The organism is Pseudomonas sp. AF03-9 (assembly GCF_020515815.1).
GTDB lineage: Bacteria > Pseudomonadota > Gammaproteobacteria > Pseudomonadales > Pseudomonadaceae > Aquipseudomonas.
Map to the genome: position 1 here is coordinate 1 of NZ_JAHPJF010000033.1, position 24021 is coordinate 24021.

General features: G+C 56.1%; 22 protein-coding genes and 1 tRNA gene. 17 read left to right on the plus strand and 6 right to left on the minus strand.

The features are described from left to right. Positions 1–739 precede the first annotated feature (739 nt). The 5 genes from LIY36_RS26510 to LIY36_RS26535 form a co-directional block, all read right to left on the minus strand. Entirely contained in the window at positions 740–2518 is a 1779-nt protein-coding gene (locus LIY36_RS26510; protein ID WP_226457730.1) for a UvrD-helicase domain-containing protein, read from the minus strand. 1 nt (position 2519) lies between these two features. Beyond that, positions 2520–4658: an ATP-dependent nuclease gene (locus LIY36_RS26515; protein ID WP_226457731.1), complete on the minus strand. Its 2139-nt coding sequence runs from the start codon at positions 4656–4658 to the stop codon at positions 2520–2522. Positions 4659–5352: 694 nt separating this feature from the next. After that, positions 5353–6330, minus strand: a complete 978-nt coding sequence (locus tag LIY36_RS26525; RefSeq protein ID WP_226457733.1) for an integrase domain-containing protein — start codon at positions 6328–6330, stop codon at positions 5353–5355. Between the two features lie 904 nt (positions 6331–7234). Further along, a complete protein-coding gene (locus LIY36_RS26530; RefSeq protein WP_226457734.1) occupies positions 7235–8554 on the minus strand; it encodes a tyrosine-type recombinase/integrase in 1320 nt (439 codons plus the stop codon). A gap of 163 nt (positions 8555–8717) precedes the next feature. Beyond that, a tRNA-Leu gene (locus LIY36_RS26535) sits at positions 8718–8802 on the minus strand. 108 nt (positions 8803–8910) lie between these two features. Here LIY36_RS26535 and queA point away from each other — a divergent pair. From queA to LIY36_RS26565, 6 genes are all read left to right on the plus strand, one after another. After that, positions 8911–9960: a tRNA preQ1(34) S-adenosylmethionine ribosyltransferase-isomerase QueA gene (gene queA, locus LIY36_RS26540; protein WP_226457735.1), complete on the plus strand. Its 1050-nt coding sequence runs from the start codon at positions 8911–8913 to the stop codon at positions 9958–9960. A 5-nt stretch (positions 9961–9965) separates the two neighbouring features. Further along, positions 9966–11081, plus strand: a complete 1116-nt coding sequence (tgt, locus tag LIY36_RS26545) for a tRNA guanosine(34) transglycosylase Tgt (protein ID WP_003175976.1) — start codon at positions 9966–9968, stop codon at positions 11079–11081. Between the two features lie 43 nt (positions 11082–11124). Then, positions 11125–11463 carry a preprotein translocase subunit YajC gene (yajC, locus tag LIY36_RS26550; RefSeq protein ID WP_003175975.1) on the plus strand — a complete coding sequence of 113 codons (339 nt, stop codon included), beginning with the start codon at positions 11125–11127 and terminating at the stop codon, positions 11461–11463. 62 nt (positions 11464–11525) lie between these two features. After that, positions 11526–13394, plus strand: coding sequence for a protein translocase subunit SecD (gene secD, locus LIY36_RS26555; protein WP_226457736.1), 1869 nt, complete (start codon positions 11526–11528; stop codon positions 13392–13394). A gap of 9 nt (positions 13395–13403) precedes the next feature. After that, positions 13404–14318, plus strand: a complete 915-nt coding sequence (gene secF / locus LIY36_RS26560) for a protein translocase subunit SecF (protein ID WP_016977660.1) — start codon at positions 13404–13406, stop codon at positions 14316–14318. A gap of 123 nt (positions 14319–14441) precedes the next feature. After that, the gene (locus tag LIY36_RS26565; RefSeq protein WP_192299573.1) at positions 14442–14984 is read left to right on the plus strand and encodes a glycine zipper 2TM domain-containing protein; all 543 of its coding nucleotides are present in this window, start codon (positions 14442–14444) and stop codon (positions 14982–14984) included. Positions 14985–15127: 143 nt separating this feature from the next. Here LIY36_RS26565 and suhB read toward each other — a convergent pair whose 3' ends face one another. Then, positions 15128–15943: a type III secretion system regulator SuhB gene (suhB, locus tag LIY36_RS26570; protein WP_003175971.1), complete on the minus strand. Its 816-nt coding sequence runs from the start codon at positions 15941–15943 to the stop codon at positions 15128–15130. A gap of 145 nt (positions 15944–16088) precedes the next feature. Between suhB and trmJ the strand changes: the two genes are divergently transcribed. The 11 genes from trmJ to ndk all read left to right on the plus strand — a co-directional run bounded on the left by trmJ (position 16089) and on the right by ndk (position 24015). Beyond that, positions 16089–16859 carry a tRNA (cytosine(32)/uridine(32)-2'-O)-methyltransferase TrmJ gene (gene trmJ, locus LIY36_RS26575; RefSeq protein ID WP_192299572.1) on the plus strand — a complete coding sequence of 257 codons (771 nt, stop codon included), beginning with the start codon at positions 16089–16091 and terminating at the stop codon, positions 16857–16859. Between the two features lie 3 nt (positions 16860–16862). Next, positions 16863–17645 carry a serine O-acetyltransferase gene (cysE, locus tag LIY36_RS26580; protein WP_226457737.1) on the plus strand — a complete coding sequence of 261 codons (783 nt, stop codon included), beginning with the start codon at positions 16863–16865 and terminating at the stop codon, positions 17643–17645. A gap of 255 nt (positions 17646–17900) precedes the next feature. Continuing rightward, the gene (iscR, locus tag LIY36_RS26585; RefSeq protein ID WP_003194020.1) at positions 17901–18392 is read left to right on the plus strand and encodes a Fe-S cluster assembly transcriptional regulator IscR; all 492 of its coding nucleotides are present in this window, start codon (positions 17901–17903) and stop codon (positions 18390–18392) included. Positions 18393–18442: 50 nt separating this feature from the next. Continuing rightward, on the plus strand, positions 18443–19657 hold the full coding sequence (locus LIY36_RS26590) for an IscS subfamily cysteine desulfurase (protein ID WP_226457738.1): 1215 nt from the start codon (positions 18443–18445) through the stop codon (positions 19655–19657). Positions 19658–19756: 99 nt separating this feature from the next. Further along, positions 19757–20143 (plus strand): Fe-S cluster assembly scaffold IscU, encoded by a 387-nt coding sequence (iscU, locus tag LIY36_RS26595; protein WP_028617851.1) that lies wholly within the window; start codon positions 19757–19759, stop codon positions 20141–20143. 28 nt (positions 20144–20171) lie between these two features. Continuing rightward, positions 20172–20495 (plus strand): iron-sulfur cluster assembly protein IscA, encoded by a 324-nt coding sequence (gene iscA, locus LIY36_RS26600; RefSeq protein ID WP_010565230.1) that lies wholly within the window; start codon positions 20172–20174, stop codon positions 20493–20495. Positions 20496–20503: 8 nt separating this feature from the next. Beyond that, positions 20504–21025: a co-chaperone HscB gene (gene hscB / locus LIY36_RS26605; protein ID WP_226457739.1), complete on the plus strand. Its 522-nt coding sequence runs from the start codon at positions 20504–20506 to the stop codon at positions 21023–21025. A 53-nt stretch (positions 21026–21078) separates the two neighbouring features. Continuing rightward, the gene (gene hscA / locus LIY36_RS26610) at positions 21079–22941 is read left to right on the plus strand and encodes a Fe-S protein assembly chaperone HscA (protein WP_226457740.1); all 1863 of its coding nucleotides are present in this window, start codon (positions 21079–21081) and stop codon (positions 22939–22941) included. Between the two features lie 3 nt (positions 22942–22944). Beyond that, positions 22945–23286 carry an ISC system 2Fe-2S type ferredoxin gene (gene fdx, locus LIY36_RS26615; RefSeq protein ID WP_015372914.1) on the plus strand — a complete coding sequence of 114 codons (342 nt, stop codon included), beginning with the start codon at positions 22945–22947 and terminating at the stop codon, positions 23284–23286. Positions 23287–23300: 14 nt separating this feature from the next. Further along, positions 23301–23501 (plus strand): Fe-S cluster assembly protein IscX, encoded by a 201-nt coding sequence (gene iscX, locus LIY36_RS26620; RefSeq protein ID WP_192299567.1) that lies wholly within the window; start codon positions 23301–23303, stop codon positions 23499–23501. A gap of 88 nt (positions 23502–23589) precedes the next feature. Then, positions 23590–24015: a nucleoside-diphosphate kinase gene (gene ndk, locus LIY36_RS26625; RefSeq protein WP_017846179.1), complete on the plus strand. Its 426-nt coding sequence runs from the start codon at positions 23590–23592 to the stop codon at positions 24013–24015. Positions 24016–24021: the final 6 nt, after the last annotated feature.

The window sequence follows — 24021 nt, forward strand, 5'->3', positions numbered from 1 at the left end:
ATTTGCGAAAGCAGATGGGGTTTTGTTTTTGGCGCGAAAAAAGCCCAGTAAGGGCCGGTTGGTCCTTTCATCGACGTTTTCAGTCCCGGGCAAGTTTATGATTTTTGAGTGCGTTTCGGTCGCTGCTGGAGTCAATCTACCCGGCACTCCGAAGCGCTCTCCAGCGGGTCCTTGGGGGCTCGTGTAAGTGGCGATGAGCGGTAGGGGAAAGGGTCGCGTTGCCTTGAGGTGTCTGGGCGCCCCTGGGGAGGGCTCGGCAGGATAGATCGCCTGCTAAAGGAAGGCTTGATGCGTTCCGCGCTTTTCTGCAGGCGAAAAAAAAGACCTTGAATTTCAAGGTCTTTTTTTAAGATGGTGCCCCGAGGGAGACTCACCATTGGAGTTAATTATTTGATTATAGAGGATTTATTCCGCTGTACATATTTTTTTGTACGGAAATTTGCGGTTTGGCATGTATTTTGATTTGTGCCGTAGGTGCGCGGAGTTCGCTGGCTTTTATTGGACGATTTTCTGACGAAAGGTACACCTAGTTCCTCTGGTTGGAGCCATTGATCCTGGATTTTTTACTAGGGCGCCTTGGATGCCAACTCAATGTCGTTTTCCTTATTCGAAGTGAATGGCATGTCGAGCGTAGCCATCGCTTCTCCACCGATAGGATAAAAAAATTTTAACTTACCTTGTCATTCAGGAGGGCGGCGTAATCTCTGCTAGTTTGTGATAAATAATCTGCGTGTTGTTATTATGTCGGAGGAGCGTCGTACTGATATCTTGTGGTGATTAAAATGCTCGTTGGGGGTTTTTTTCTACCATTTTCAGAAATCAGGTACAAGTTTTTTCTTGCTCTAGAAGCAATTACATAAATCAGCTTTTTGGAACTCGTTGCTTTTTGCGAGTCTGCCCAATGTGGAACCATGCCTTCCAATAAGGCAAAAGATATTACGTTGTCGAATTCGGCGCCTTTGACGCCATGAATTGTCGATACTGTAATTCCTGTTCGAGGTTTGAACGCGCGTTGAAAGTTTTCTATGTCCTCAATAAGATGTAATCCATCCCGTTTTGCATTTTCAATTCTCTTGCGTGCGGTTTCGAAAAAAGAATTGTAGTGGTTCTCAAGTTCCGGGTGGCTGGACAAGGTGTTGATTTTAAATAGCGCAAGAAATCTCTCAAAATAATATTCGAGGTATCGCATTCCGTTACGTTCATTCAGATTTATTTGATTTAGTTCTTTGAGAAGAGTTTTATTTGTGTATGTGCAAGCTATACCCGAGTCCTGTAATCCGCGAATTACCTCATTCGCCCATCTCAGCCGCCTCAGATACATATCAGGTGCAGGGGTGGATAAGCAAATGCGGCTTAGCTTATACCAAAAATTATCCAGTTCGCGTCCAAATGGTATCATTCCAGGGCCGTCAAAACTACAGTCAGGGAGTTTGCTCATTAAGCGTCTAGTCATGTTTGCTAAGGCTGGCCATTGCGGGCCAACAACGCAAATTTCTTCTTGGCGAATACCTTGTACGTCGATGCTGTATCTTATAAGTTTTACAATTTCATCCTCCAGGCTATGCAAGGAGGTGGTAGTGTCATGTGTAATTGTGCTTTTATAATCCTTGTATTCTGCATCGGCAGATATTTGCCCTTTATATACTTGGTACTTTGAAAAATAATCTATGATTTTTGATGATGATCGGTAATTGCGAGATAATGATAATTGGTCTATTTCGAGCCGAGACTTGGCTTTGAAATCATAGAATTCAATTGCATGCCCACCTAGACTGTTGAAAATCGCCTGGTTAGGATCTCCTACGATAAAGGCTCGAGTTTTTCCCGGGGTTGCGGTAAAAATTGAGAATAATATTGAGTACTGTATGTCTTTAGTGTCTTGATATTCGTCTAGCAGTATGATGCTGAAAAGGTTGGCTAGGCTCTTCGCTATGCTTGGAAACCTGCTTGTAAGTTTGTGGGCAAAAAAAAGTATAAGTTCGAAGTCGATTTTTCGTTCTTGTTTAAGTAGTGTAAAGTATTCTCTGAGAACAGATCGTATGTTTTCGTGTTTGGCAAGGTCTGAGCACAGGGGGGTAGCTTTCCCGTTGATGAAGTGGTAGTTGCAATCGATTGGCTTAATTTTAGGTGCTAAATATCTTGGGCAAATATCTTCAAGTAGTTTTTCTGAGTCTGGCTGGTTAATGATCGTAAAGCCACTTTCGAGTCGAGGCTCGTATATGGCGTAGGGTCGTAATATCCACTCTAGGCAAAATGAATGAATTGTGCCTATCCATAATTGGTCCGTTGATAAACCTAATCGTTCAACCCGCTCAAGGATTTCATCAGCCGCGCGATGTGTGTAGGTTATTGCTACGACAAAATTTCTGTGATCGTTTAACTTGGTCAACTCAGTTGCAATTTTATACGTAAGTGTTTTTGTCTTTCCGCTGCCTGGGCAGGCAGTAAGGAAAACACTCCGAGTATGTTCGATTGCCTTGATCTGCTTGTCATTAAGCCCCGCTTCGGTCAAGTCCATGTCAAGCTCCAATGACCGCGATCGAGACCGAATCTTTTTCCAGAGTTGTTTCTAGTGCGCTCATTAGAACAGTGCTGTCAAAATCACCTTCTTCATATGTGGAAATTAGGCCTTGGGCGTCTTTGGCATTTGCGCTTAAAGTATCAAAATATTTTTCGGTGGCTAAAACCTCGATACGATATTTCAAAATCTTCAATGCCGTTTTTAGTGCAAGGCCATCGCATGCGTCGAGTACCGCACTCAAAATGTAGTCCGGTATATTGGTTGTCTTGGTAACTTCATCGGCAAGTAAAATAGCAAACCAACCTTTGCCTACATGGTTTGCCATTCTTAAAATGCGCTTTCCGGCGATGCCAACTAATTTGCTTTTAAGTTCTTGTTCAGCAGTCGCGCGGATTTTTTCATTTGAGTACACTTTATTTAGGGTGTTGATTACCTCATGGCTGTTGTGCTTCATCAGTAAATCAACTTCGAAAGTGTGCTCTGCGTAATATGTGTCCAGATATTGATTGTCTTTGCAATAGTTCTCAAGATAAATTTTTCTTGATTTCCCCTTGGCGTCAGAGCCTCGCATTTTTTTCTTATAAGCTTTTATAATTTTAGTGTCGGATGGGAGCGGTTTTGTGTCAGAAATAGCCTTATCTAAGTCAGTTATAATGCTACATTTACGACGGATTCGGGATTTGTGGAATACGCAGGCTATGTTCTCAAAGCCGGTGCTCCGTATGTTTATGAGGCTAATCCCTAATTCATCCAGACTAACACCTAATACTTTCTTGATTAAGGAGGGAATGAGAAACTCTTCAGCATCTCCTTCAACAAGTATGACGCCGCGAGCAAACAATAGGCTGCTACGCGTGGCATCAAGATATCTCTGGAGGTGTCGTATCTCACTGGGGTCCAGGCCCCGAGATGGCTGATAGGACTCGCACTTCAAGCCTTTTCGGGCTAATATGTTTACACTTTCAACATTGCTGACCTCAGAGACTTGAGTTGAGTGGGTGGAATAGATGATTTGAGTGTTTGGATAATTTATTTTGTCAAAAAGTGTTTTTTGGATATGGGTGTGGATATGCGCTTCCGGCTCCTCGATCAGTAGGAAGTTTGCAGCTGTTTCTCTTTGTTTTTGATATTTGAATTCTAGTAACTTTAGTGTTAGGTAAATCAGGTTTGCTCCGCCTAGGCTAAGCTCAGATATGTCACCGGAATAATTCTCGTCGGTCTCACCCACAAAGAGCTTCAAAGATTGAAGAAGTTTTTCGGGTTCGCTGGGTAGGTCAGACTTTATGTGAAGGCTAGCAGGAGAGTAAGCATCTCCTGCTGTTTCGCTAATCGTGCTACGTATATCTGATCGAACATGTTGCACATCCTCCAGTTTCTCAATGTCGGTGTTCAAGTCCTTCACAGTGTCCGTAATGCGAGTATATTTCGTCTTGTCTATTTCTTGGCTTTTACGTGTTAGAAGGGTCAGAAGAGGGTTTTGTCGATTTCCGTTGAAGTCGGCTACTACATCCCTGAGTGCCTTGACAAATGTAAAGGAAACTTCCTTGGCCACGGAAAGCTGGTGAGGTATTTTCGTGCCGATTAGCTTTGACTCTCGACTTGGGAAAATTACCGATGAAAAATCGCCCACGATTTCTTGATAGCGCATCTTGTTGGAGAAGTCGACATCGCTTCGACCGGTGAATACAGTTTCGTAATCTTCAATGGTAATCTCATTCTGAAGCTCAGCTAAGCCTTTTTTGTCGCCTTTGGTTAAAGCGGCAAGTTTAGTTCTTATGTGAGGGTTTGGACGAAATATAAGATTATAAGTTGCCTTGTTAACGATGTCTCCGGTCATGATCGCGCCATGATGCACGAATAGCGACTGTATTGATTCGTCGCTGCTAATATTGTCGAACTCGAGGCTGATTATGATCCAATGGCCTTTCCAGGACGATCTTCTTCGAAAGAAGTCACCTTCAGATAGATCATGAGCTGCTCTATAGATATTGGCGTCAAGAAGTAGCCTTATTGCTCTAAAGAGATTGCTCTTGCCAGATCCGTTTTCCCCGATCACTGTATTAACCCCAGGTCGGAAAAGAAATTTGGCAAACTCAAAATTCCTATAGTTAACGAGGGAGGCTTTCGATAAGTGCATCTGGGCAGTCCTTGGCGCGATGTGTGCGATTTGGACCACCATATCAAATGGCCATCCGAGCTGTCTGCCCGTATGCGTTGCTCTTAACACCTTCCTTTAGCACTGAGGGCGAGGAGCGTCGGCTTTGGCTGCCTCGCAGGTAGCTCCACACTGAGCCGATGTGTCCAAGGACGGCCGTTCGTCTTCCAGCTTTCGCGAAGGTAGGGATCTTTATGAGCTTGGCGGGAGGGGGCGGGGGAGCTGACGACTTTGCGCTCGATGAGCAAGGCGGCTGCCGCAGATAGGATCTGTCGATAGATAGGGAACTGAGACGCCGGTTCTAATTCCTTGGCCTCATTCCACAGCACCTGGTAGCCGTGAATGGCACCTAATTGCAGCCGAATAGATGTGTGTTCAGGCACAGTAGAGGCAACTAGCTTGGACTCGCTTTAGAGCCGCCAACCCCTGCTCATGCGAGTATCGATCAGCCGGATTGTCAGTAAGTAATAGTAGCGTGTCGAGTCCGTGTGTTTTGCCAGATAACAATTCAAAAACCACGCAAGATGCTTTAGTTGCCACCTCCACGGATTGTCTCGAGCCCAGCGGTCGGCGATGGCTGCCTGAATAGCTCTGGCTTGACGTATGTGACGCTCGCGAGTGGCGTTAGCCCCCTTCAGCACTCCAGTCAGGAACACTTCCATATCAAATGGCTTTGTCATCCTTGGCCTCCAATATAGGCGGCCACCACGTCGACTCGACCGTGTCCCAGCTCATAGCTGATTTGCATGCGAGTCTCTCGGTCAAGCTGTGGATCAAGCCGGCTGCACCTCCCGCCGTTAACTGGCGCAAGGTGACCGGTGATCTGCTCGTAACGTTCACATGCGTATGCCGCCCGCAATTCGTGAAAGCCCTTAAGATCGTGGCTGTGGAGAATCTCCCGCGCCGGCCGTACCACGCTCTGGTGAAAACTAGCGTAGCTCTCATTCTGCCCAAGCAAATTCCGGCTACTTGAGGGCGACACCTCTACGGCGTACCGGAGCGCCTCACGAACATACTCATCTACGTTGACCCAGCGAGGCGCGGTTGCCCCGCTGCGACCGCCTTTGGTGCCGTCCTGGATATTGATCCTGCCGAGAAGTTCGGCTTCGAGTGCGAGTCGCGGAAGGTCGGCGAGAGTGGCCTCGCGCAGCCGCATGCCAGTAGCTCGTGCCAAATGAACAATGGCGGCTACACGAGGGTGCAACTCTCGAAGCGCCTCAATGATGCGCACAACGTGCCCATTATCCTGGCCTTGTGGTGCCGACATGCGAACGACAGTCCGCTGCATCCCCAACGCCTTGCTCGGACTCGGCACTTTCACATACTTATCACCGCGAAGCGCAGCCATGGTCCGGTTCACGCTGGACAGCCTGTTCTGCGCAGTGGCGATGGCCAAGTCACCTCGCTCGACTAAGCCGCGAAGATGCGTCGCATAGTTCGCCAACGTCTGCCGATCAATCTCCCGTGCATCGTTGAAACCCGGCCCATCCTCCGACCTGCACCAACGCACGAACACCTGCCACCGATCGCTGTGAGCCTTGACCGTGCCGTAATGTCCACCGCCGAACATGTCTTTCAACGCTTGCGGCCCGGCATAACTCAATTGCCGACCGTAGCCAAAATTGCGCCCATCCCTTCTACCTACCAAAGCCATGATCGAACACCTCTTGAACCCAGCCCGTTTAAACCTTCCCCCAGTCATCCCGCCAAGAATGTTGAGTGTTATCAGGGATCAAGGCCCCTGCGACCTGTGAGGGTTGTCCTCTAACGCAGGACTGGCGGCTCCTTACGACCGGGAGCATGGGCATCTCATGATCTGGCCTCCTGAACACCTCCTAAGAGGTGGGCGGGTGGAGGCTGCACTGGCTGACGAAACCAGCGCCGCGAGATCCTGAGCCGGGTGAAGGCAGCGATGCGATGACCGGGGCATGCCTGACTGTCAGTCAGGTGCAATCCATTCCCTGGACTGCGGCACCATCATCTGCATCGCTGTTGCTGATGACATCGGTGTTTGTCACGCCGATTGTCACGAGGGGAATTGCCGCAAAGCCACGTGCGATGAGGGCTGCAGCAGTATTAGGAGCGCCCGTCTCTTTCCGGCAGAAAGAGACGGGCGAAGGTTGGCGCAAGAATCGGCCAAGCGGATAGGTTGCTGCAGGGCAGCGGGGTTAGGGATATGTGTTGCCGCAAGGGCAATAGGGTGAAGAGGCATCCATCACATGGGTAGTGACCGTACGTGCTGCCGGATGCTGAACGCACTTGGGATGAACCACCACGATCAGTGGGGTGGCCTTCAAGGTTCGGACCACCTGGGGTGCTGTCATCGACAGCGCTTGCACCATCTTTTCTACGCCCGGGGTCCTTCAGGGTCAAGGGGCATTTTTGGATGATCCTGCGGTTATAAACGGCATGAGCCGTCTATGGAATACCGTGGCTGCCGGTAGCGTATTGCAGTGCTTTTGATTTTTTAAGTGAGGTCCATCCAAACAGGGCGGCTTTGCAGCCCTGTTTGGATGGACCCGCGAGTAAAGCAAAACGACGGAGAATTCACGGCCTTGTTACCGCTGGAATGCGCCACGCTCTTTTTCCAGCTCACTGCGGTCGATACCGATAGCTTTGGGTCCGAGTAGCACCGACGCCTTGTGCGACAGGAACTGATTCACACGCGTATCAAACTGATCCCGCAGGCTCGCTGTCATCCCATCACGAAGTGCATCGAGATAGTCGGCATACCACTGCATCATGATCCGCCGCTGGGTCATATACAGCGCCTGGTTGTACTCACCCGCGATGCCACCTTCGACATGCGCCAATTGGCTTTCAACATGGTCCTTCAGCCACCCATGTTCGCGCAGCAGCGTGCTCGCGGTGTGGCGAACGCCATGGCTCACCATCCGCCCTTTGTAGCCAATCTTGGTGAAGATCAGGTTGATGGTGTTCTCACAGATCACAGGCAGCCTGTTGCCGTTGCCCGGAAACAAATAGTGACTGCGGCCGGTTAGTTGATGCAGCTTGATCAGCATCGCGATGAGTTGGTGGGGTAGGGGACTGATGTAGTCGCGGCGCATCTTCATGCGCTCTGCTGGTACGGTCCACGTGCCTTCTTCAAGATCGATATCTTCCCAGGTTGCGTAGCGGACCATGCCGGGGCGGGCGGCTGTAAGGATCGCCATCCATGCGGCAATCCGCGCAGGCAGGCGGCTAGTGGTAGTACTCAGCGCTTGAAGGAATTCTGGCAGCTCGTCCTCGCGTAGATGTGGATAGTGCTGCGGTGGGGGAGGGGCGAGCGCGATCGCATGGAGCTCGGAAGCCGGATTGTTCTCACACAACCCACGTGCAACAGCCTGACTGAAAATCTGCTTGAGCCAAGTCCGGGCCTTGTCTGCCACGTTGAACGCCCCACGCTTCTCGATGCTGGCCTGCAATCTTGCGCAGTCAGCCCGCGTGATTTCTTCAAGTTGTTTCGATCCCAGCGCTGGCAGCAGATCCTTGTCGAGGTAGTCGCGGATCTTCTTTAGCGTCGCCCGAGCGCGACCAGAGTCAGACTTGAACTGATACCAGTATTCAGCAGCCCGCTTGAAGGTATTGAGCCCGGCCTCACGTTTCTGGTGCTTGTCTTCCCGGGCCCTGGCGCCAGGGTTGATGTCGTTCTTCACCAATCGGCGGCACTCCGCAGCCTTGTCGCGCGCCTCCTGCAACGACACCAACGGCCAGACACCGAGGGACATTTTCATCGGCCGGCCGTGGTAGGTGTACCGGAAATGCCAGTATTTGCTTCCGTTGGGATGAACCAGCAGTCCAAGACCCGAACTATCACCCAGCATGTATTGCTTGTCGGTCGGCTTGGAAGCTTTGATCTGCAAGGCGGTAAGGGGCATATCTGTACACCTCCAATCCTCGAACTGGAATCTGTACGGAAAATGTACCAAAAAGAGGCTGGCTTGCAAGGGACGGGGATGGAACCCCAGAGACCAAAAAGCCCGCATTTAGCGGGCTCTATGGGTGTTGCGTAGCCGTCGTTGGACGTCTATGTACATCAAATGGTGCCCCGAGGGAGACTCGAACTCCCACTCCTTTCGAAAACGGATTTTGAATCCGCCGCGTCTACCAATTCCGCCATCAGGGCTCAATGGCGGCGAAGTATAGAGATGAGATTACCGTTGGTCAATCACCTTTCATGGTCAATTTTCACTATTTCCGCTAGACTTCCCGGCCCTGCTAGACGAACTCCATCATGCGCGTTGCTGACTTTACTTTTGAGCTTCCTGATTCGCTGATCGCTCGCCATCCTTTGGCCGAGCGTCGCGCTAGTCGACTGCTGACCCTGGACGGGCCCAGCGGTGCCCTCGCACACCGTCAATTCACTGATTTGCTGGAGCATTTGCGCCCAGGCGATCTGATGGTGTTCAACAATACCCGGGTGATTCCGGCGCGGCTGTTTGGCCAGAAAGCTTCCGGCGGCAAGCTGGAAATCCTGGTAGAGCGCGTACTGGACAGCCATCGTGTGCTGGCCCATGTGCGCTCCAGCAAGTCGCCGAAACCGGGCTCCTCCATCTTGATCGATGGTGGTGGCGAAGCCGAGATGGTGGCGCGCCATGACGCACTGTTCGAACTCAAGTTCGCAGAAGAGGTGTTGCCTCTGCTGGAGCGTGTCGGCCATATGCCGCTGCCACCCTATATCGATCGCCCCGACGAAGACTCGGACCGCGAGCGCTACCAGACCGTCTACTCGCAGCGCCTGGGTGCCGTTGCCGCGCCGACCGCCGGGCTGCATTTCGACCAGCCACTGCTGGCTGCGATTGCCGCCAAGGGCGTCGAGACCGCCTATGTGACCCTGCACGTGGGGGCCGGCACGTTTCAGCCGGTGCGTGTGGATAACATCGAAGACCACCACATGCACAGCGAGTGGCTGGAAGTCAGCCAGGAAGTTGTCGACTCTGTGGCCGCCTGCAAGGCGCGTGGCGGGCGAGTGGTCGCGGTAGGCACCACCAGCGTGCGCTCCCTGGAAAGCGCGGCGCGTGATGGCGTGCTCAAGCCGTTCAGCGGCGACACCGACATCTTTATCTTCCCGGGCCGACCGTTCCATGTGGTCGATTGCCTGGTCACCAATTTCCATCTGCCCGAATCCACGCTGTTGATGCTGGTCTCGGCATTTGCCGGCTACCCGGAAACCATGGCCGCTTACCAGGCCGCCATCGCCAACGAGTACCGTTTTTTCAGCTACGGTGATGCGATGTTTATCACCCGCAACCCGGCGCCACGCGGCCCAGAGGAACAACTATGAGTCGTATGTCGTTTGAATTGCTCGCTACCGACGGCAAAGCCCGTCGCGGTCGCCTGACTTTCCCGCGCGGCACCGTGGAGACCCCGGCGTTTATGCCGGTCGGCACCTACGGCACCGTCAAGGGCATGTTGCCGCGCGACATCGTCGCCACCGGCGCCGAGATCATCCTCGGCAACACTTTCCACCTGTGGTTGCGTCCGGGCACGGAAGTGATCAAGAAGCATGGCGACCTGCATGACTTCATGAAGTGGCAAGGCCCGATCCTCACCGACTCCGGTGGTTTCCAGGTGTTCAGCCTGGGGGCCATGCGCAAGATCAAGGAAGAGGGTGTGACCTTCGCCTCGCCGGTAGACGGTTCCAAAGTGTTCATGGGCCCGGAGGAGTCGATGCAGGTGCAGCGCGACCTGGGCTCCGACATCGTGATGATTTTCGACGAGTGCACACCGTACCCGGCCGATGAGGACGTCGCGCGGATCTCCATGGAGCTGTCCCTGCGTTGGGCCCAGCGCTCGAAGAACGCACATGGTGACAACACCGCGGCGCTGTTCGGCATCGTCCAGGGCGGCATGCACGAAAGCCTGCGCAAACGCTCGCTGGAAGGCCTCGACAAGATCGGCTTTGACGGCCTGGCCATCGGCGGCTTGTCGGTTGGCGAGCCCAAGCACGAGATGATCAAGGTGCTGGATTATCTGCCGGGCCTGATGCCTGCTGACAAACCTCGTTACCTTATGGGCGTTGGCAAACCGGAAGATCTCGTAGAGGGTGTGCGCCGCGGTGTGGACATGTTCGATTGCGTGATGCCAACCCGTAATGCCCGCAATGGGCATCTGTTCATCGATACAGGCGTGCTGAAGATCCGTAACGCGTTCCATCGCCATGATGATTCGCCGCTGGATCCCACCTGTGATTGCTACACCTGCCAGAACTTCTCCCGTGCTTATCTGCACCATCTGGACAAGTGTGGGGAAATGCTGGGTAGCATGTTGAATACCATCCACAATTTGCGTCACTACCAAGTCCTGATGGCTGGTTTGCGCGAGGCTATTCAACAGGGTACATTGGCCGCCTTCGTCGATGCCTTCTATGCCAAGCGCGGGCTTCCTGTGCCGCCCTTGGACTGAGTTTTCCGACCCTAAGATTCACTATTTGCAACTGGAGTGCTAAATGAGCTTTTTTATCTCTAACGCCATGGCTGATGCCGCTGCGCCTGCCGCTGCCGGTCCTATGGGCGGTGGTTTCGAGTGGATTTTCCTGGTCGGCTTCCTGGTCATCTTCTACCTGATGATCTGGCGCCCACAGGCCAAGCGCGCCAAAGAGCAGAAAAACCTGCTGGGCAGCCTGCAGAAAGGTGACGAAGTCGTGACCACTGGCGGCATCGCCGGCAAGATCACCAAGGTTTCCGATGCTTTCGTGGTACTGGAAGTTTCCGACACTGTGGAAATGAAGTTCCAGAAGGGCGCCATCGCCGCCACGCTGCCAAAAGGCACGCTCAAAGCGATCTAAGTAACAACCTTTACCAATCGACGGGGCGCGCAAGGCGCCCCGCGTCATAAGCGGGCGGCGTGATGCTGAACAAATACCCTCTGTGGAAATACGTACTGATCCTGGCGGTGCTGGCGATCGGTTTTATTTATTCCGCTCCCAATCTCTATCCTGATGACCCTGCGATCCAGATCACTGGCGCCAGCACTTCGCTGCAGGTTAATCAGGCTGATCTGGAACGCGCGAGCAAAGCGCTCACTGACGTAGGTATCCAGGTCAAGGCGGCAACGTTGGCAGCTGATGCGAAGGGCGGCTTGTTGCGCCTGACCAAGCAAGAAGACCAATTGCCGGCCAAAGATGTCGTGCGCAAGGTCATGGGTGACGACTACGTTGTCGCGCTCAACCTGGCACAGACCACGCCAAAATGGCTGCGCAGCATTGGCGCGCACCCGATGAAGCTGGGTCTGGACTTGTCCGGTGGTGTGCACTTCCTGCTGGAAGTCGACATGGACAAGGCCCTCGACGCACGCCTGAAAGTCTATGAGGGCGATGTGAAGAGCCTGCTGCGCAAAGAGAAATTGCGTTATCGCAGCCTGCCACAGCTCAACGGTGCCATCCAGCTGGGCTTCTCTGACGAGGCTTCCCGCGAACAGGCCCGTGCACTGGTACGCAAGAACTTCACCGATTTCGACATCGTACCGGCCGACCTGAACGGTCAACCTGTACTGCGTCTGGCGATGACCCCGGCCAAGCTGGCGGAAATCCGCGAATACTCCATCAAGCAGAACTTGACCACGGTACGTAACCGCGTCAACGAACTGGGTGTGGCCGAGCCGATCGTTCAGCGCCAGGGTGCCAACCGCATCGTGGTTGAATTGCCGGGCGTACAGGACACTGCTGAAGCCAAGCGTATCCTGGGTAAAACCGCCAACCTGGAATTCCGCCTGGCCGCTGAGCCGGGAGCTTCCAAGGCCACCTCCGAGGAATTCGAGTTCCGCGAAGGCAACCGCCCGCCTGCACTGATCGAGCGTAGCCTGATCATCACCGGTGACCAGGTGACCGACGCCAAGGCCGGTTTCGGCGAGCACGGCACGCCTGAAGTGAACATCCGCCTGGATGGCCACGGTGGTGAACTGATGAGTCGCGCCACGCGCAGCAACGTCGGTCGCAGCATGGCGGTCATCTTCATCGAGCAGCGTCCGGTCACCACCTACACCAAGCAAGTGGTCGACGGTGTAGAGAAAGATGTGCCGGTACAGTCCTTCAAGGAAGAGAAGAAGATCATCAGCCTGGCGACCATCCAGTCGCCGCTGGGTGCTCAATTCCGCATCACTGGCCTGAACGGTCAGGGCGAGTCGTCCGAACTGGCGCTGTTGCTGCGTGCCGGTGGCCTGGCGGCGCCGATGTACTTCGCTGAAGAGCGCACCATTGGCCCGAGCCTGGGTGCCGACAACATCACCAAGGGTATCGATGCGGCCTTGTGGGGCATGCTGTTCGTGTCGCTGTTCATCATCGCCATCTATCGCTTCTTCGGCATCATCGCCACCGTGGCCCTGGCGGGCAACATGGTGATGCTGCTGGCTCTGATGTCGCTGCTGGGCGCTACACTGACCCTGCCAGGTATCGCCGGTATCGTACTCACCATGGGTATGGCGGTAGACGCCAACGTGCTGATCTTCTCGCGGATCCGTGAAGAGATCGCCGCCGGCATGACCGTACAGCGTGCAATCAACGAAGGCTTCGGCCGGGCATTTACCGCGATTCTCGACTCCAACCTGACCACTTTGCTGGTCGGCGGGATTCTCTTTGCCATGGGCACTGGCCCGGTCAAAGGTTTTGCGGTGACCATGTCCCTCGGTATCTTTACCTCGATGTTCACGGCCATCATGGTGACCCGCGCAATGGTCAACCTGATCTTTGGCGGGCGTGACTTCAAGAAGTTGTGGATTTAAGGGGCTGCCATGTTACGTACAATCAACTTCATGGGCGTTCGCAACGTTGCGTTCGGCGTCACTGTGCTCCTTACCGTTCTGGCGTTGTTCAGCTGGTTCCATAAGGGCTTGAACTACGGTCTGGACTTCACCGGCGGTACGCTCATCGAGCTGACCTACGAGAAGCCCGCCGACGTCACCCTGGTGCGCAACGAGCTGGTCAAGGCCGGCTATCACGAAGCCATCGTGCAGAGCTTCGGTGCAACCACCGACCTGCTGGTGCGTATGCCGGGCGAAGACCCGCAACTGGGTCACCAGGTAGCCGAGGCCTTGCAGAAGGTCGGCGGCGACAACCCGGCGTCGGTCAAGCGCGTCGAGTTCGTCGGCCCGCAGGTGGGTGAAGAGCTGCGCGACCAGGGCGGTCTCGGCATGCTGATGGCGCTGGTTGGCATCATGATCTACCTGGCGTTCCGCTTTCAGTGGAAGTTCGGCGTCGGCGCGATCGTGTCGCTGATCCACGACGTGATCGTGACCGTGGGTATCCTGGCGTACTTCCAGGTCACCTTCGATCTGACCGTACTGGCAGCCGTGCTGGCGATCATTGGTTACTCCCTCAACGACACCATCGTGGTATTCGACCGGGTTCGTGAGAACTTCCGCGTACTGCGCAAGGCGTCGTTGATCGAGAACATCAACATCTCCACCACCCAGACCCTGCTGCGGACTATGGCGACGTCGATCTCCACCTTGCTGGCGATTGCCGCGCTGATGATCTTCGGTGGCGATAACCTGTGGGGCTTCTCCCTGGCGCTGTTCATCGGCGTTCTGGCGGGTACCTACTCGTCGATCTACATCGCCAACGTGGTGCTGATCTGGCTGAACCTCAACAGCGAAGACCTGATCCCTCCGGCCAGCACTGGCAAGGAGGTCGACGACCGCCCTTGATAGGCCGTTGTTGATCCGCTGTGACAAGAAAGGCACGAGTATTGAACTCGTGCCTTTTTTTTTGCTCCAAGGCTGGGTATAGCGCGGGCGTTTCCGTCCGTTTGTGATGGTCAGGAGGTTCATGTGAACAAGTCGTTGCTGGTTGGTGCGGTATTGGGTGCTGTCGGTGTGACTGCCGGGGGTGCTTTTGCCACCTATAGCCTGGTAAAAAGCGGCCCTGAGTATGCGCAAGTGCTGGCGGTGCAGCCGGTGAAAACCCAGATCAAGACACCACGCGAGGTCTGCAAGGACGTCGCTGTGACCCGGCAGAAGCCGGTACAGGATCAACATCAAATAGTCGGCACCGTGGTCGGTGCGCTGGCCGGTGGCCTGTTGGGCAACCAGGTCGGTGGCGGTAACGGTAAAAAGCTGGCCACCGTGGCCGGCGCGGTCGGTGGCGGTTATGCCGGTAACAAGGTTCAGGAAGGCATGCAGAACCGCGATACCTACACCACTACGCAAACCCGCTGTAACACCGTCAATGACATTAGCGACAAAGTGGTCGGTTACGACGTGCGTTACAACCTGGATGGCAAGGAAGGCACCGTGCGTATGGATCGCGATCCGGGTGGCCAGATTCCTGTGGATAAAGAAGGGCGTCTGATCCTCGGCCAGAATCAGCAGTAACCCATAAGCCTGGTGCTGTTCAAAATGTGGGAGCGGGCTTGCCCGCTCCTATATTGAGTATGTGTTGTGGCAGGAAATACAGCATTACCGCAATCCCAGGCAAAAAAAAGCACCCCGAAGGGTGCTTTTTTGTGCTCGCTCGCTTAGCGCTTCAGCGAAGCCGGCAGGTGCGGCTGGATTGCCGTCAATACTGCCTTGAAGCATTTGGTGTTACCCGCAACCACGTGACCTTTCTCAAGGAAGTCGTGACCGCCAGTGAAGTCGCTCACCAAGCCGCCTGCTTCCTGGATCAGCAGGGCGCCTGCAGCCATGTCCCACTCGGACAGGCCCGACTCCCAGAACGCATCAAACCGGCCGGCGGCCACGTAGGCCAGGTCCAGGCTCGCTGCGCCAGCGCGGCGGATGCCGGCGGTCTGGCCAACCAGGGCGCGGAACATGCCCAGGTAGTTTTCCAGGTTGTCCATCTGATCGTCACGGAACGGGAAGCCGGTACCCAGCAGGGCGCCGTCCAGGCTGGTGCGGCCGCTGACCCGCAGGCGACGGCCATTGAGCTGGGCGCCACGGCCACGGCTGGCGGTGAATTCTTCCTGACGGACCGGGTCCAGTACGACTGCGTGTTCCAGGCGGCCACGGTATTTGCACGCGATGCTCACGGCAAAGTGTGGAATGCCGCGCAGGAAGTTGGTGGTGCCATCCAGTGGGTCGATGATCCACAGGTAGTCTTCGCCTTCGCCGCTACCTTTGTGCAAACCGGTTTCTTCACCGAGGATGCCGTGGGTAGGGTAAGCCTTGCGCAGCGCGTCGATGATTTTCTGTTCGGCGGCGCGATCCACCTCGGATACGTAATCCTTGGCGTCTTTTTCGTCGACCTTGATGGTATCCAGGCGCTCGATGGAGCGGAAGATCAATTCACTGGCGCTGCGGGCGGCGCGCAGCGCGATATTCAGCATGGGCTGCATGGATGTGTCACCTAAGGTTGTTAAAGAAAGCCGGGCATTCTAGCAGAAACTTTCTTCAGGTGAAGGACGACGTTCGCTTTCATGGCATAACCTTAGGCGGTTCTGTAAGATTTGCTCCCCTTTCCTGTGTCCGAGAGCGCCTCCCTTGCTGCAAAACATTCGTGTCGTCTTGGTCAATACCAGTCATCCCGGCAATATCGGCGGGGTGGCGCGAGCCATGAAAAACATGGGGCTGACGCGCCTGGTGCTGGTCGAGCCGCGCGTGTTCCCGCATCACGAGGCCGATGCCCGCGCTTCGGGCGCCAATGACATCCTTGCAAATGCACAGGTGGTCGCCACGCTGGAAGACGCCTTGGTCGGCTGCAACCTGGTGCTCGGCACCAGCGCCCGCGACCGCCGCATCCCCTGGCCGCTGCTGGATCCGCGCGAATGCGGAACCAAAGTGGTGGAGGAGGCCGCTGGTGGCGCCGAAATCGCCCTGGTATTCGGTCGTGAAGATTCCGGCCTGACCAATGACGAGCTGCAGCGATGTCATTACCACGTACACATTCCATCAGATCCCGAGTTCAGTTCCTTGAACCTTGGGGCGGCGGTGCAGGTGTTGACTTACGAAGTGCGCATGGCCTGGCTGGCCGCTGCTGGCCAGCCGAGCAAAGTGGAAAAGGAAGAAGTCGCCTCGACCAAAAGTGGCGAGCTGGCCACCATGGACGAGCTGGAGCGGTTCTATGAGCACCTGGAGCAAACCCTGGTGGCCATCGAGTTCCTCGATCCTGAAAAACCACGGCACTTGATGGCGCGCCTGCGTCGCTTGTACGGACGCAGCTCGGTCAGCCGGGCGGAAATGAATATATTGCGTGGCATCCTCACGGAAACCCAGAAAGCGGCCCGTGGTGAGCTTCTAAAGCGGAAGGATTAAAAAATGTTCGAGCGTTTGCGAGAAGATATCCAAAGTGTTTTCCACCGGGACCCGGCGGCGCGCAACGCCTTTGAAGTGCTGACCTGCTACCCGGGCATGCACGCTATCTGGATTCACCGCTTGTCCAGCGCGTTGTGGGGCATGGGCTGGAAATGGCTGGCGCGGCTGGTGTCGAACTTCGGGCGCTGGATGACCGGGATCGAGATTCATCCGGGGGCCAAGGTGGGGCGTCGCTTCTTTATCGACCATGGCATGGGCATCGTTATCGGCGAGACCGCAGAAATCGGCGACGACGTGACGCTCTACCAGGGTGTGACCCTTGGCGGCACCAGCTGGAACAAGGGCAAGCGCCATCCGACCCTGGAGAATGGTGTGGTGGTTGGAGCGGGCGCCAAGGTGCTCGGCCCGTTTACCGTTGGTGCCGGCGCGAAGGTCGGGTCCAACGCCGTCGTGACCAAGGCCGTGCCGCCTGGCGCCACCGTTGTCGGCATTCCCGGGCGCATTATCGTCAAGCCCGAAGTCGGCGACGAGCAGGAAGCCAAGCGCAAGGCCATGGCCGAGAAGATCGGCTTCGATGCCTATGGCGTCAGCGAAGATATGCCTGACCCGGTGGCGCGTGCCATCGGCCAGTTGCTCGATCATCTGCAAGCGGTGGACGGCAAGCTGGAGGGTATGTGCGGTGCGTTGAAGGATCTGGGGAGTCCTTACTGTGCGAAGGAGCTGCCTGAGTTGCGCGAAGAAGACTTCGCCGAAATCAAGGACGAAGCGGCTACCAAGGCTGGCTAGTTCCAAAGGCCAATACATAACCCTATGGGAGCTGGCATACCGCTATCGCAGGCAAGCCAGCTCCCACATTTGACCTCCATTGGTCTCTCCATCCCAATCCTGCAGCCTTCCCGCTGTTCGTCACCACCCCATCCTGCTATGATTCGCGCGCCCTTTTTACGGGTAATCCTGACTAAAGTACTAGGTCTTATAGTTGACTTAAATACTCGGGAATCGCATACTCGCTCCCATTCTGAAACACCTTGGTACTTGTCCATGAGACTGACTACAAAAGGCCGATACGCGGTGACTGCCATGCTTGACTTGGCTTTGCACGCGCAAACTGGGCCGGTGTCCCTGGCCGATATCTCCGAGCGCCAAGGCATTTCCCTGTCCTACCTTGAGCAACTGTTCGCCAAATTGCGCCGCAGCAATCTGGTTTCCAGTGTGCGTGGGCCGGGTGGTGGCTATCAGCTGTCCCGCGATATGCAGGGCATCCAGGTCGCCCAGGTGATCGATGCGGTCAACGAATCCGTCGACGCCACCAAATGCCAGGGTCTGGGTGATTGCCATGCCGGCGACACCTGCCTGACGCACCACCTGTGGTGTGACTTGAGCCTGCAGATCCATGAGTTTTTGAGTGGTATCAGCTTGGCTGATCTTGTGACTCGCCGTGAGGTGCAAGAAGTAGCCCAGCGTCAGGACCAGCGCCGTTGCAATACCAAGGCGCCGCGTCTGGACAAGATCGAAGCGTCCGCCGTCGAGTGACAGCCGAAGAGCTAACGGCACGCCAGCCAGCCTGATTTAGGAGAAAGTCCATGAAATTGCCGATTTACCTTGATTACTCTGCGACCACCCCGGTTGATCCGCGTGTCGCGCAAAAGATGAGCGAGTGCCTGCTGGTTGACGGAAACTTCGGCAACCCTGCCTCCCGTTCCCACGTATTTGGCTGGAAGGCCGAGGAAGCGGTCGAGAACGCTCGTCGCCAAGTCGCTGACCTGGTCAATGCCGACCCGCGCGAAATCGTCTGGACCTCCGGTGCTACCGAATCCGACAACCTGGCAATCAAGGGCGCCGCGCATTTCTACGCGACCAAAGGCAAGCACCTGATCACCACCAAGATCGAGCACAAGGCTGTCCTCGACACCATGCGCCAACTGGAGCGTGAAGGTTTCGAGGTTACTTACCTTGAGCCAACCACCGACGGTATCGTCACCCCGGCCATGATCGAAGCCGCGCTGCGTGAAGACACCATCCTGGTTTCCGTGATCCACGTGAACAACGAAATCGGCACCATCAACGACATCGCGGCCATCGGTGAGCTGACCCGCTCCAAAGGCGTGTTGCTGCATGTCGATGCGGCCCAGTCCACCGGCAAGGTCGACATCGACCTGTCGAAGCTGAAAGTCGACCTGATGTCGTTCTCCGCCCACAAGACCTATGGCCCTAAAGGCATCGGCGCGCTGTACGTGAGCCGCAAGCCTCGCGTACGCATCGAAGCCACGATGCACGGCGGCGGTCACGAGCGCGGCATGCGTTCGGGCACCCTGGCAACCCACCAGATCGTCGGCATGGGCGAAGCCTTCCGTGTAGCCAAGGAAGACATGGCTGCCGAAAACATCCGTATCAAGGCTCTGAGCGACCGCTTCTACAAGCAGGTCGAGAACCTTGAAGAGCTGTACATCAACGGCAGCATGACCGCCCGTGTACCGCACAACCTGAACTTGAGCTTCAACTACGTCGAAGGCGAGTCGCTGATCATGGCGCTCAAGGACCTGGCGGTTTCGTCCGGTTCGGCCTGCACCTCGGCGTCCCTTGAGCCGTCGTACGTACTGCGCGCCCTGGGCCGCAATGACGAACTGGCACACAGCTCGATCCGCTTTACGTTCGGCCGCTTCACCACCGAAGAAGAAGTCGACTACGCCGCGCAGAAAGTCTGCGAAGCCGTCAACAAGCTGCGCGTTCTGTCGCCGCTGTGGGACATGTACAAAGACGGTGTCGACATTTCCAAGATCGAGTGGGCGGCACACTAAATATAGAAGCCGCCACCCCGGCTCTGTAGGCACGTGGCGGAAAACGCAGGCGTGTCTACAGGGTTCCAGAGCGGCCCTGATGAGTGAGGATTCAGTACCATGGCTTACAGCGAAAAGGTCATCGACCACTACGAAAACCCGCGTAACGTCGGCAAGATGGACGCGGAAGACCCAGACGTCGGCACCGGCATGGTCGGCGCCCCGGCGTGCGGCGATGTCATGCGCCTGCAGATCAAGGTCAACGACGCGGGCGTTATCGAAGACGCCAAGTTCAAGACCTACGGCTGCGGTTCGGCCATCGCCTCCAGCTCCCTGGCGACCGAATGGATGAAAGGCAAGACCCTGGATGAAGCTGTCACCATCAGCAACACCCAGCTGGCCGAAGAACTGGCCCTGCCGCCAGTGAAAATCCACTGCTCCGTACTCGCAGAAGACGCCATCAAGGCGGCCGTTCGCGACTACAAGCAGAAGAAAGGCTTGATCTAAGCATTTGGCGACGAGTAAGGAGTCAACGATGGCTATCAGCATGACAGAAGCGGCTGCGCGGCACGTGCGACGCTCCCTGGATGGGCGCGGTAAAGGTGAGGGGATTCGTCTGGGTGTGCGCACCACGGGCTGTTCCGGCCTTGCCTATGTGCTGGAGTTCGTCGACGAGGTGGTTGCGGAAGACCAGGTGTTCGAAAGTCACGGCGAGAAAGTGATCATCGACCCTAAAAGCCTGACCTACCTGGACGGCACCGAACTCGATTTCGTCAAGGAAGGGTTGAACGAAGGCTTCAAGTTCAACAACCCCAACGTACGCGGTGAATGTGGCTGCGGCGAAAGCTTCAACATCTGAGGCTATTCGTGGGTACTCCTTGTCATTTCGCTTTATTCGAGCTGCAGCCGAGTTTTCGGCTGGACCTTGAGCAGCTTGCCACGCGCTACCGAGAATTGGCGCGTGGTGTGCATCCGGACCGCTTTGCTGACGCTACCGAACGTGAGCAGCGCTTGGCGCTGGAGCAGTCGGCCAGCCTCAACGAAGCCTATCAGACGCTCAAAAGCCCCCCGAAACGCGCGCGCTACCTGCTCGCGATGAACGGTGGCGAGTTGCCGCTGGAAGTGACCGTGCATGACCCGGACTTCCTGATGCAGCAGATGCAGTGGCGCGAAGAACTCGAAGACTTGCAGGACGAGGCCGATCTGGCCGGTGTCGCAGTCTTCAAGCGTCGTCTGAAAGCGGCCCAGGATGAGCTCAACGAAAGCTTCGCAGCCTGTTGGGATGACGCTGCGCAACGCGAACAGGCCGAACGCCTGATGCGGCGCATGCAGTTCCTCGACAAGCTCACCTACGAAGTGCGCCAGCTAGAAGAGCGCCTCGACGATTAACCCCGTGTGCTGCCCGTGATGCACGCCTGATAGACAGATAAGACCTGATTACCATGGCCCTACTGCAAATCGCCGAACCCGGCCAAAGCCCTCAACCGCACCAGCGTCGCCTGGCGGTCGGGATTGACCTGGGCACCACCAATTCCCTGGTCGCTGCCTTGCGCAGCGGCCTGTCCGAGCCGCTGCCCGACGCCGATGGCCAGGTGATCCTGCCGTCCGCCGTGCGTTACCACGCTGACCGTACCGAAGTGGGTGAGTCAGCCAGGCTGGCGGCGTCTACCGATCCGTTGAACACCGTGCTGTCGGTCAAGCGCCTGATGGGGCGTGGTTTGTCCGACGTCAAGCAGTTGGGGGACCAACTGCCGTACCGCTTTGTCGGTGGCGAATCCCACATGCCGTTCATCGACACCGTCCAGGGCCCGAAAAGTCCGGTGGAGGTGTCGGCCGATATTCTCAAGGTGCTGCGCCAGCGTGCGGAAACCACCTTGGGCGGTGAACTGGTGGGGGCGGTGATCACCGTTCCGGCGTACTTCGATGACGCCCAGCGCCAAGCCACCAAGGACGCGGCAAAACTCGCCGGTCTGAACGTGCTGCGCCTGCTCAACGAGCCGACGGCGGCAGCGGTGGCTTATGGCCTCGACCAGCATGCCGAAGGCCTGGTTGCGATCTACGACCTGGGCGGCGGCACCTTTGATATATCGATCCTGCGCCTGACCGGCGGCGTATTTGAAGTGCTGGCCACCGGAGGCGACAGTGCCTTGGGCGGTGACGACTTCGACCACGCCATTGCGGGCTGGATCATCAGCAGCGCGGGCTTGTCTGCCGACCTGGACCCGGGCGCGCAACGCAATCTGTTGCAAACCGCCTGTGCCGCCAAGGAAGCACTGACTGACGCTGCATCTGTTGACGTCTCCTACGGCAATTGGTCGGCCCAACTGACCCGTGAAGCCTTCGATTCGCTCATCGAGCCAATGGTCGCCCGCAGCCTCAAGGCCTGCCGCCGCGCCGTGCGTGATTCCGGTATCGAGTTGGAAGATGTCGGCGCCGTGGTCATGGTCGGTGGTTCAACTCGCGTGCCGCGCGTTCGTGAGGCGGTCGCTGAAGCCTTTGGTCGCCAGCCGTTGACCGAAATCGACCCGGATCAAGTCGTCGCCATTGGCGCCGCCATCCAGGCCGATACCCTGGCCGGCAACAAGCGTGACGGCGGCGAACTGCTGCTGCTTGACGTGATTCCATTGTCCCTGGGGCTGGAAACCATGGGCGGCCTGATGGAGAAGGTGATTCCACGCAACACCACCATCCCCGTCGCCCGCGCCCAGGATTTCACTACGTACAAAGATGGCCAGACGGCCATGATGATCCATGTGCTGCAAGGCGAGCGCGAGCTGATCAGTGACTGCCGCTCCCTGGCGCGCTTTGAATTGCGTGGCATCCCGGCGATGGTGGCGGGTGCGGCGAAGATCCGCGTGACCTTCCAGGTCGACGCCGACGGCCTGCTGAACGTGGCCGCGCGCGAGATGGGTTCGGGCGTTGAGGCGAGCATCCAGGTCAAGCCGTCCTATGGCCTTACTGATGGTGAAATCGCCAAGATGCTCAAGGATTCGTTCCAGCACGCCAGTGACGACAAGGTAGCCCGCGTACTGCGTGAGCAACAAGTGGATGCCCAGCGCCTGCTCGAAGCGGTGCAGGGCGCCCTGGATGTCGACGGCGAGCGTCTGCTGGACGCCGAAGAGCGCATGGTCATCGACCTGCAGATGCAGGAGCTGGCCGAACTGATGAAGGGCACCGATGGTTATGCCATCGAGCAGCAGACCAAGCGCCTGTCGCAAGTGACCGACGCCTTTGCCGCCCGCCGCATGGACCAGACGGTAAAAGCCGCCCTGGCGGGACGCAACCTGAATGAAATCGAGGAATAATTAATGCCGCAGGTCATTTTTCTGCCACACGCCGAGCATTGCCCGGACGGTATGGTTGTGGAGGCTGAGACCGGCAAGTCCATCCTCGAAGTTGCCCATGACAACCACATCGAGATCGAAAGTGCCTGCGGCGGCGTCTGCGCCTGCACCACTTGTCACTGCATCATTCGCGAGGGGTTCAACTCCCTGGAAGAGGCCGACGAGCTGGAAGAGGATTTTCTCGATCGCGCATGGGGCTTGGAGGCGCATTCGCGCCTAAGCTGTCAGGCCAAGGTCGGGACTGAAGACATCACCGTCGAAATTCCGAAATATTCGCTCAACCATGCGGCCGAAGCGCCGCACTGATTGGTAGTACTGTCATGAAATATGGTTGGAATGATGTACAGCGCATTGCTGAAGAGCTCGCTGAAGCGAAGCCGGATGTGGACCCGTTGAAGGTCAACTTCGTTGATCTGCAGCGCTGGATCATGGAGCTTCCCGATTTCGACAACACCTCTGGCCGCTGTGGCGAGAAGGTATTGGAAGCGGTCCAGGCGCTCTGGATCGAAGAAATCGACTGATCGTCCCCGCAGGTTAGGCAATACCCGATAACCCGCGTATAATTCGCGGGTTTAATTTTTCGTAAATTACCGTTTCTGGAGTTACACCATGGCTGTTCAACGTACTTTCTCCATCATCAAGCCTGACGCTGTTGCAAAAAACGTCATCGGCGAGATCACCACTCGTTTCGAAAAAGCCGGCCTGAAGGTTGTAGCTTCGAAACTCAAGCAACTGTCCAAAGCCGAAGCTGAAGGCTTCTACGCTGAGCACAGCGCTCGTGGTTTCTTCGGCGACCTGGTTGCCTTCATGATCTCCGGTCCTGTTGTTGTTCAGGTTCTGGAAGGCGAAAACGCTATCGCTCTGAACCGTGAGCTGATGGGCGCTACCAACCCTAAAGAAGCTGCTGCCGGCACCATCCGTGCTGACTTCGCTGATTCCATCGACGCCAACGCTGTTCACGGTTCGGACTCCGAAGCCGCAGCTGCTCGTGAAATCTCGTACTTCTTCGCAGCTACTGAAGTAACCACTCGCTAAGCATTG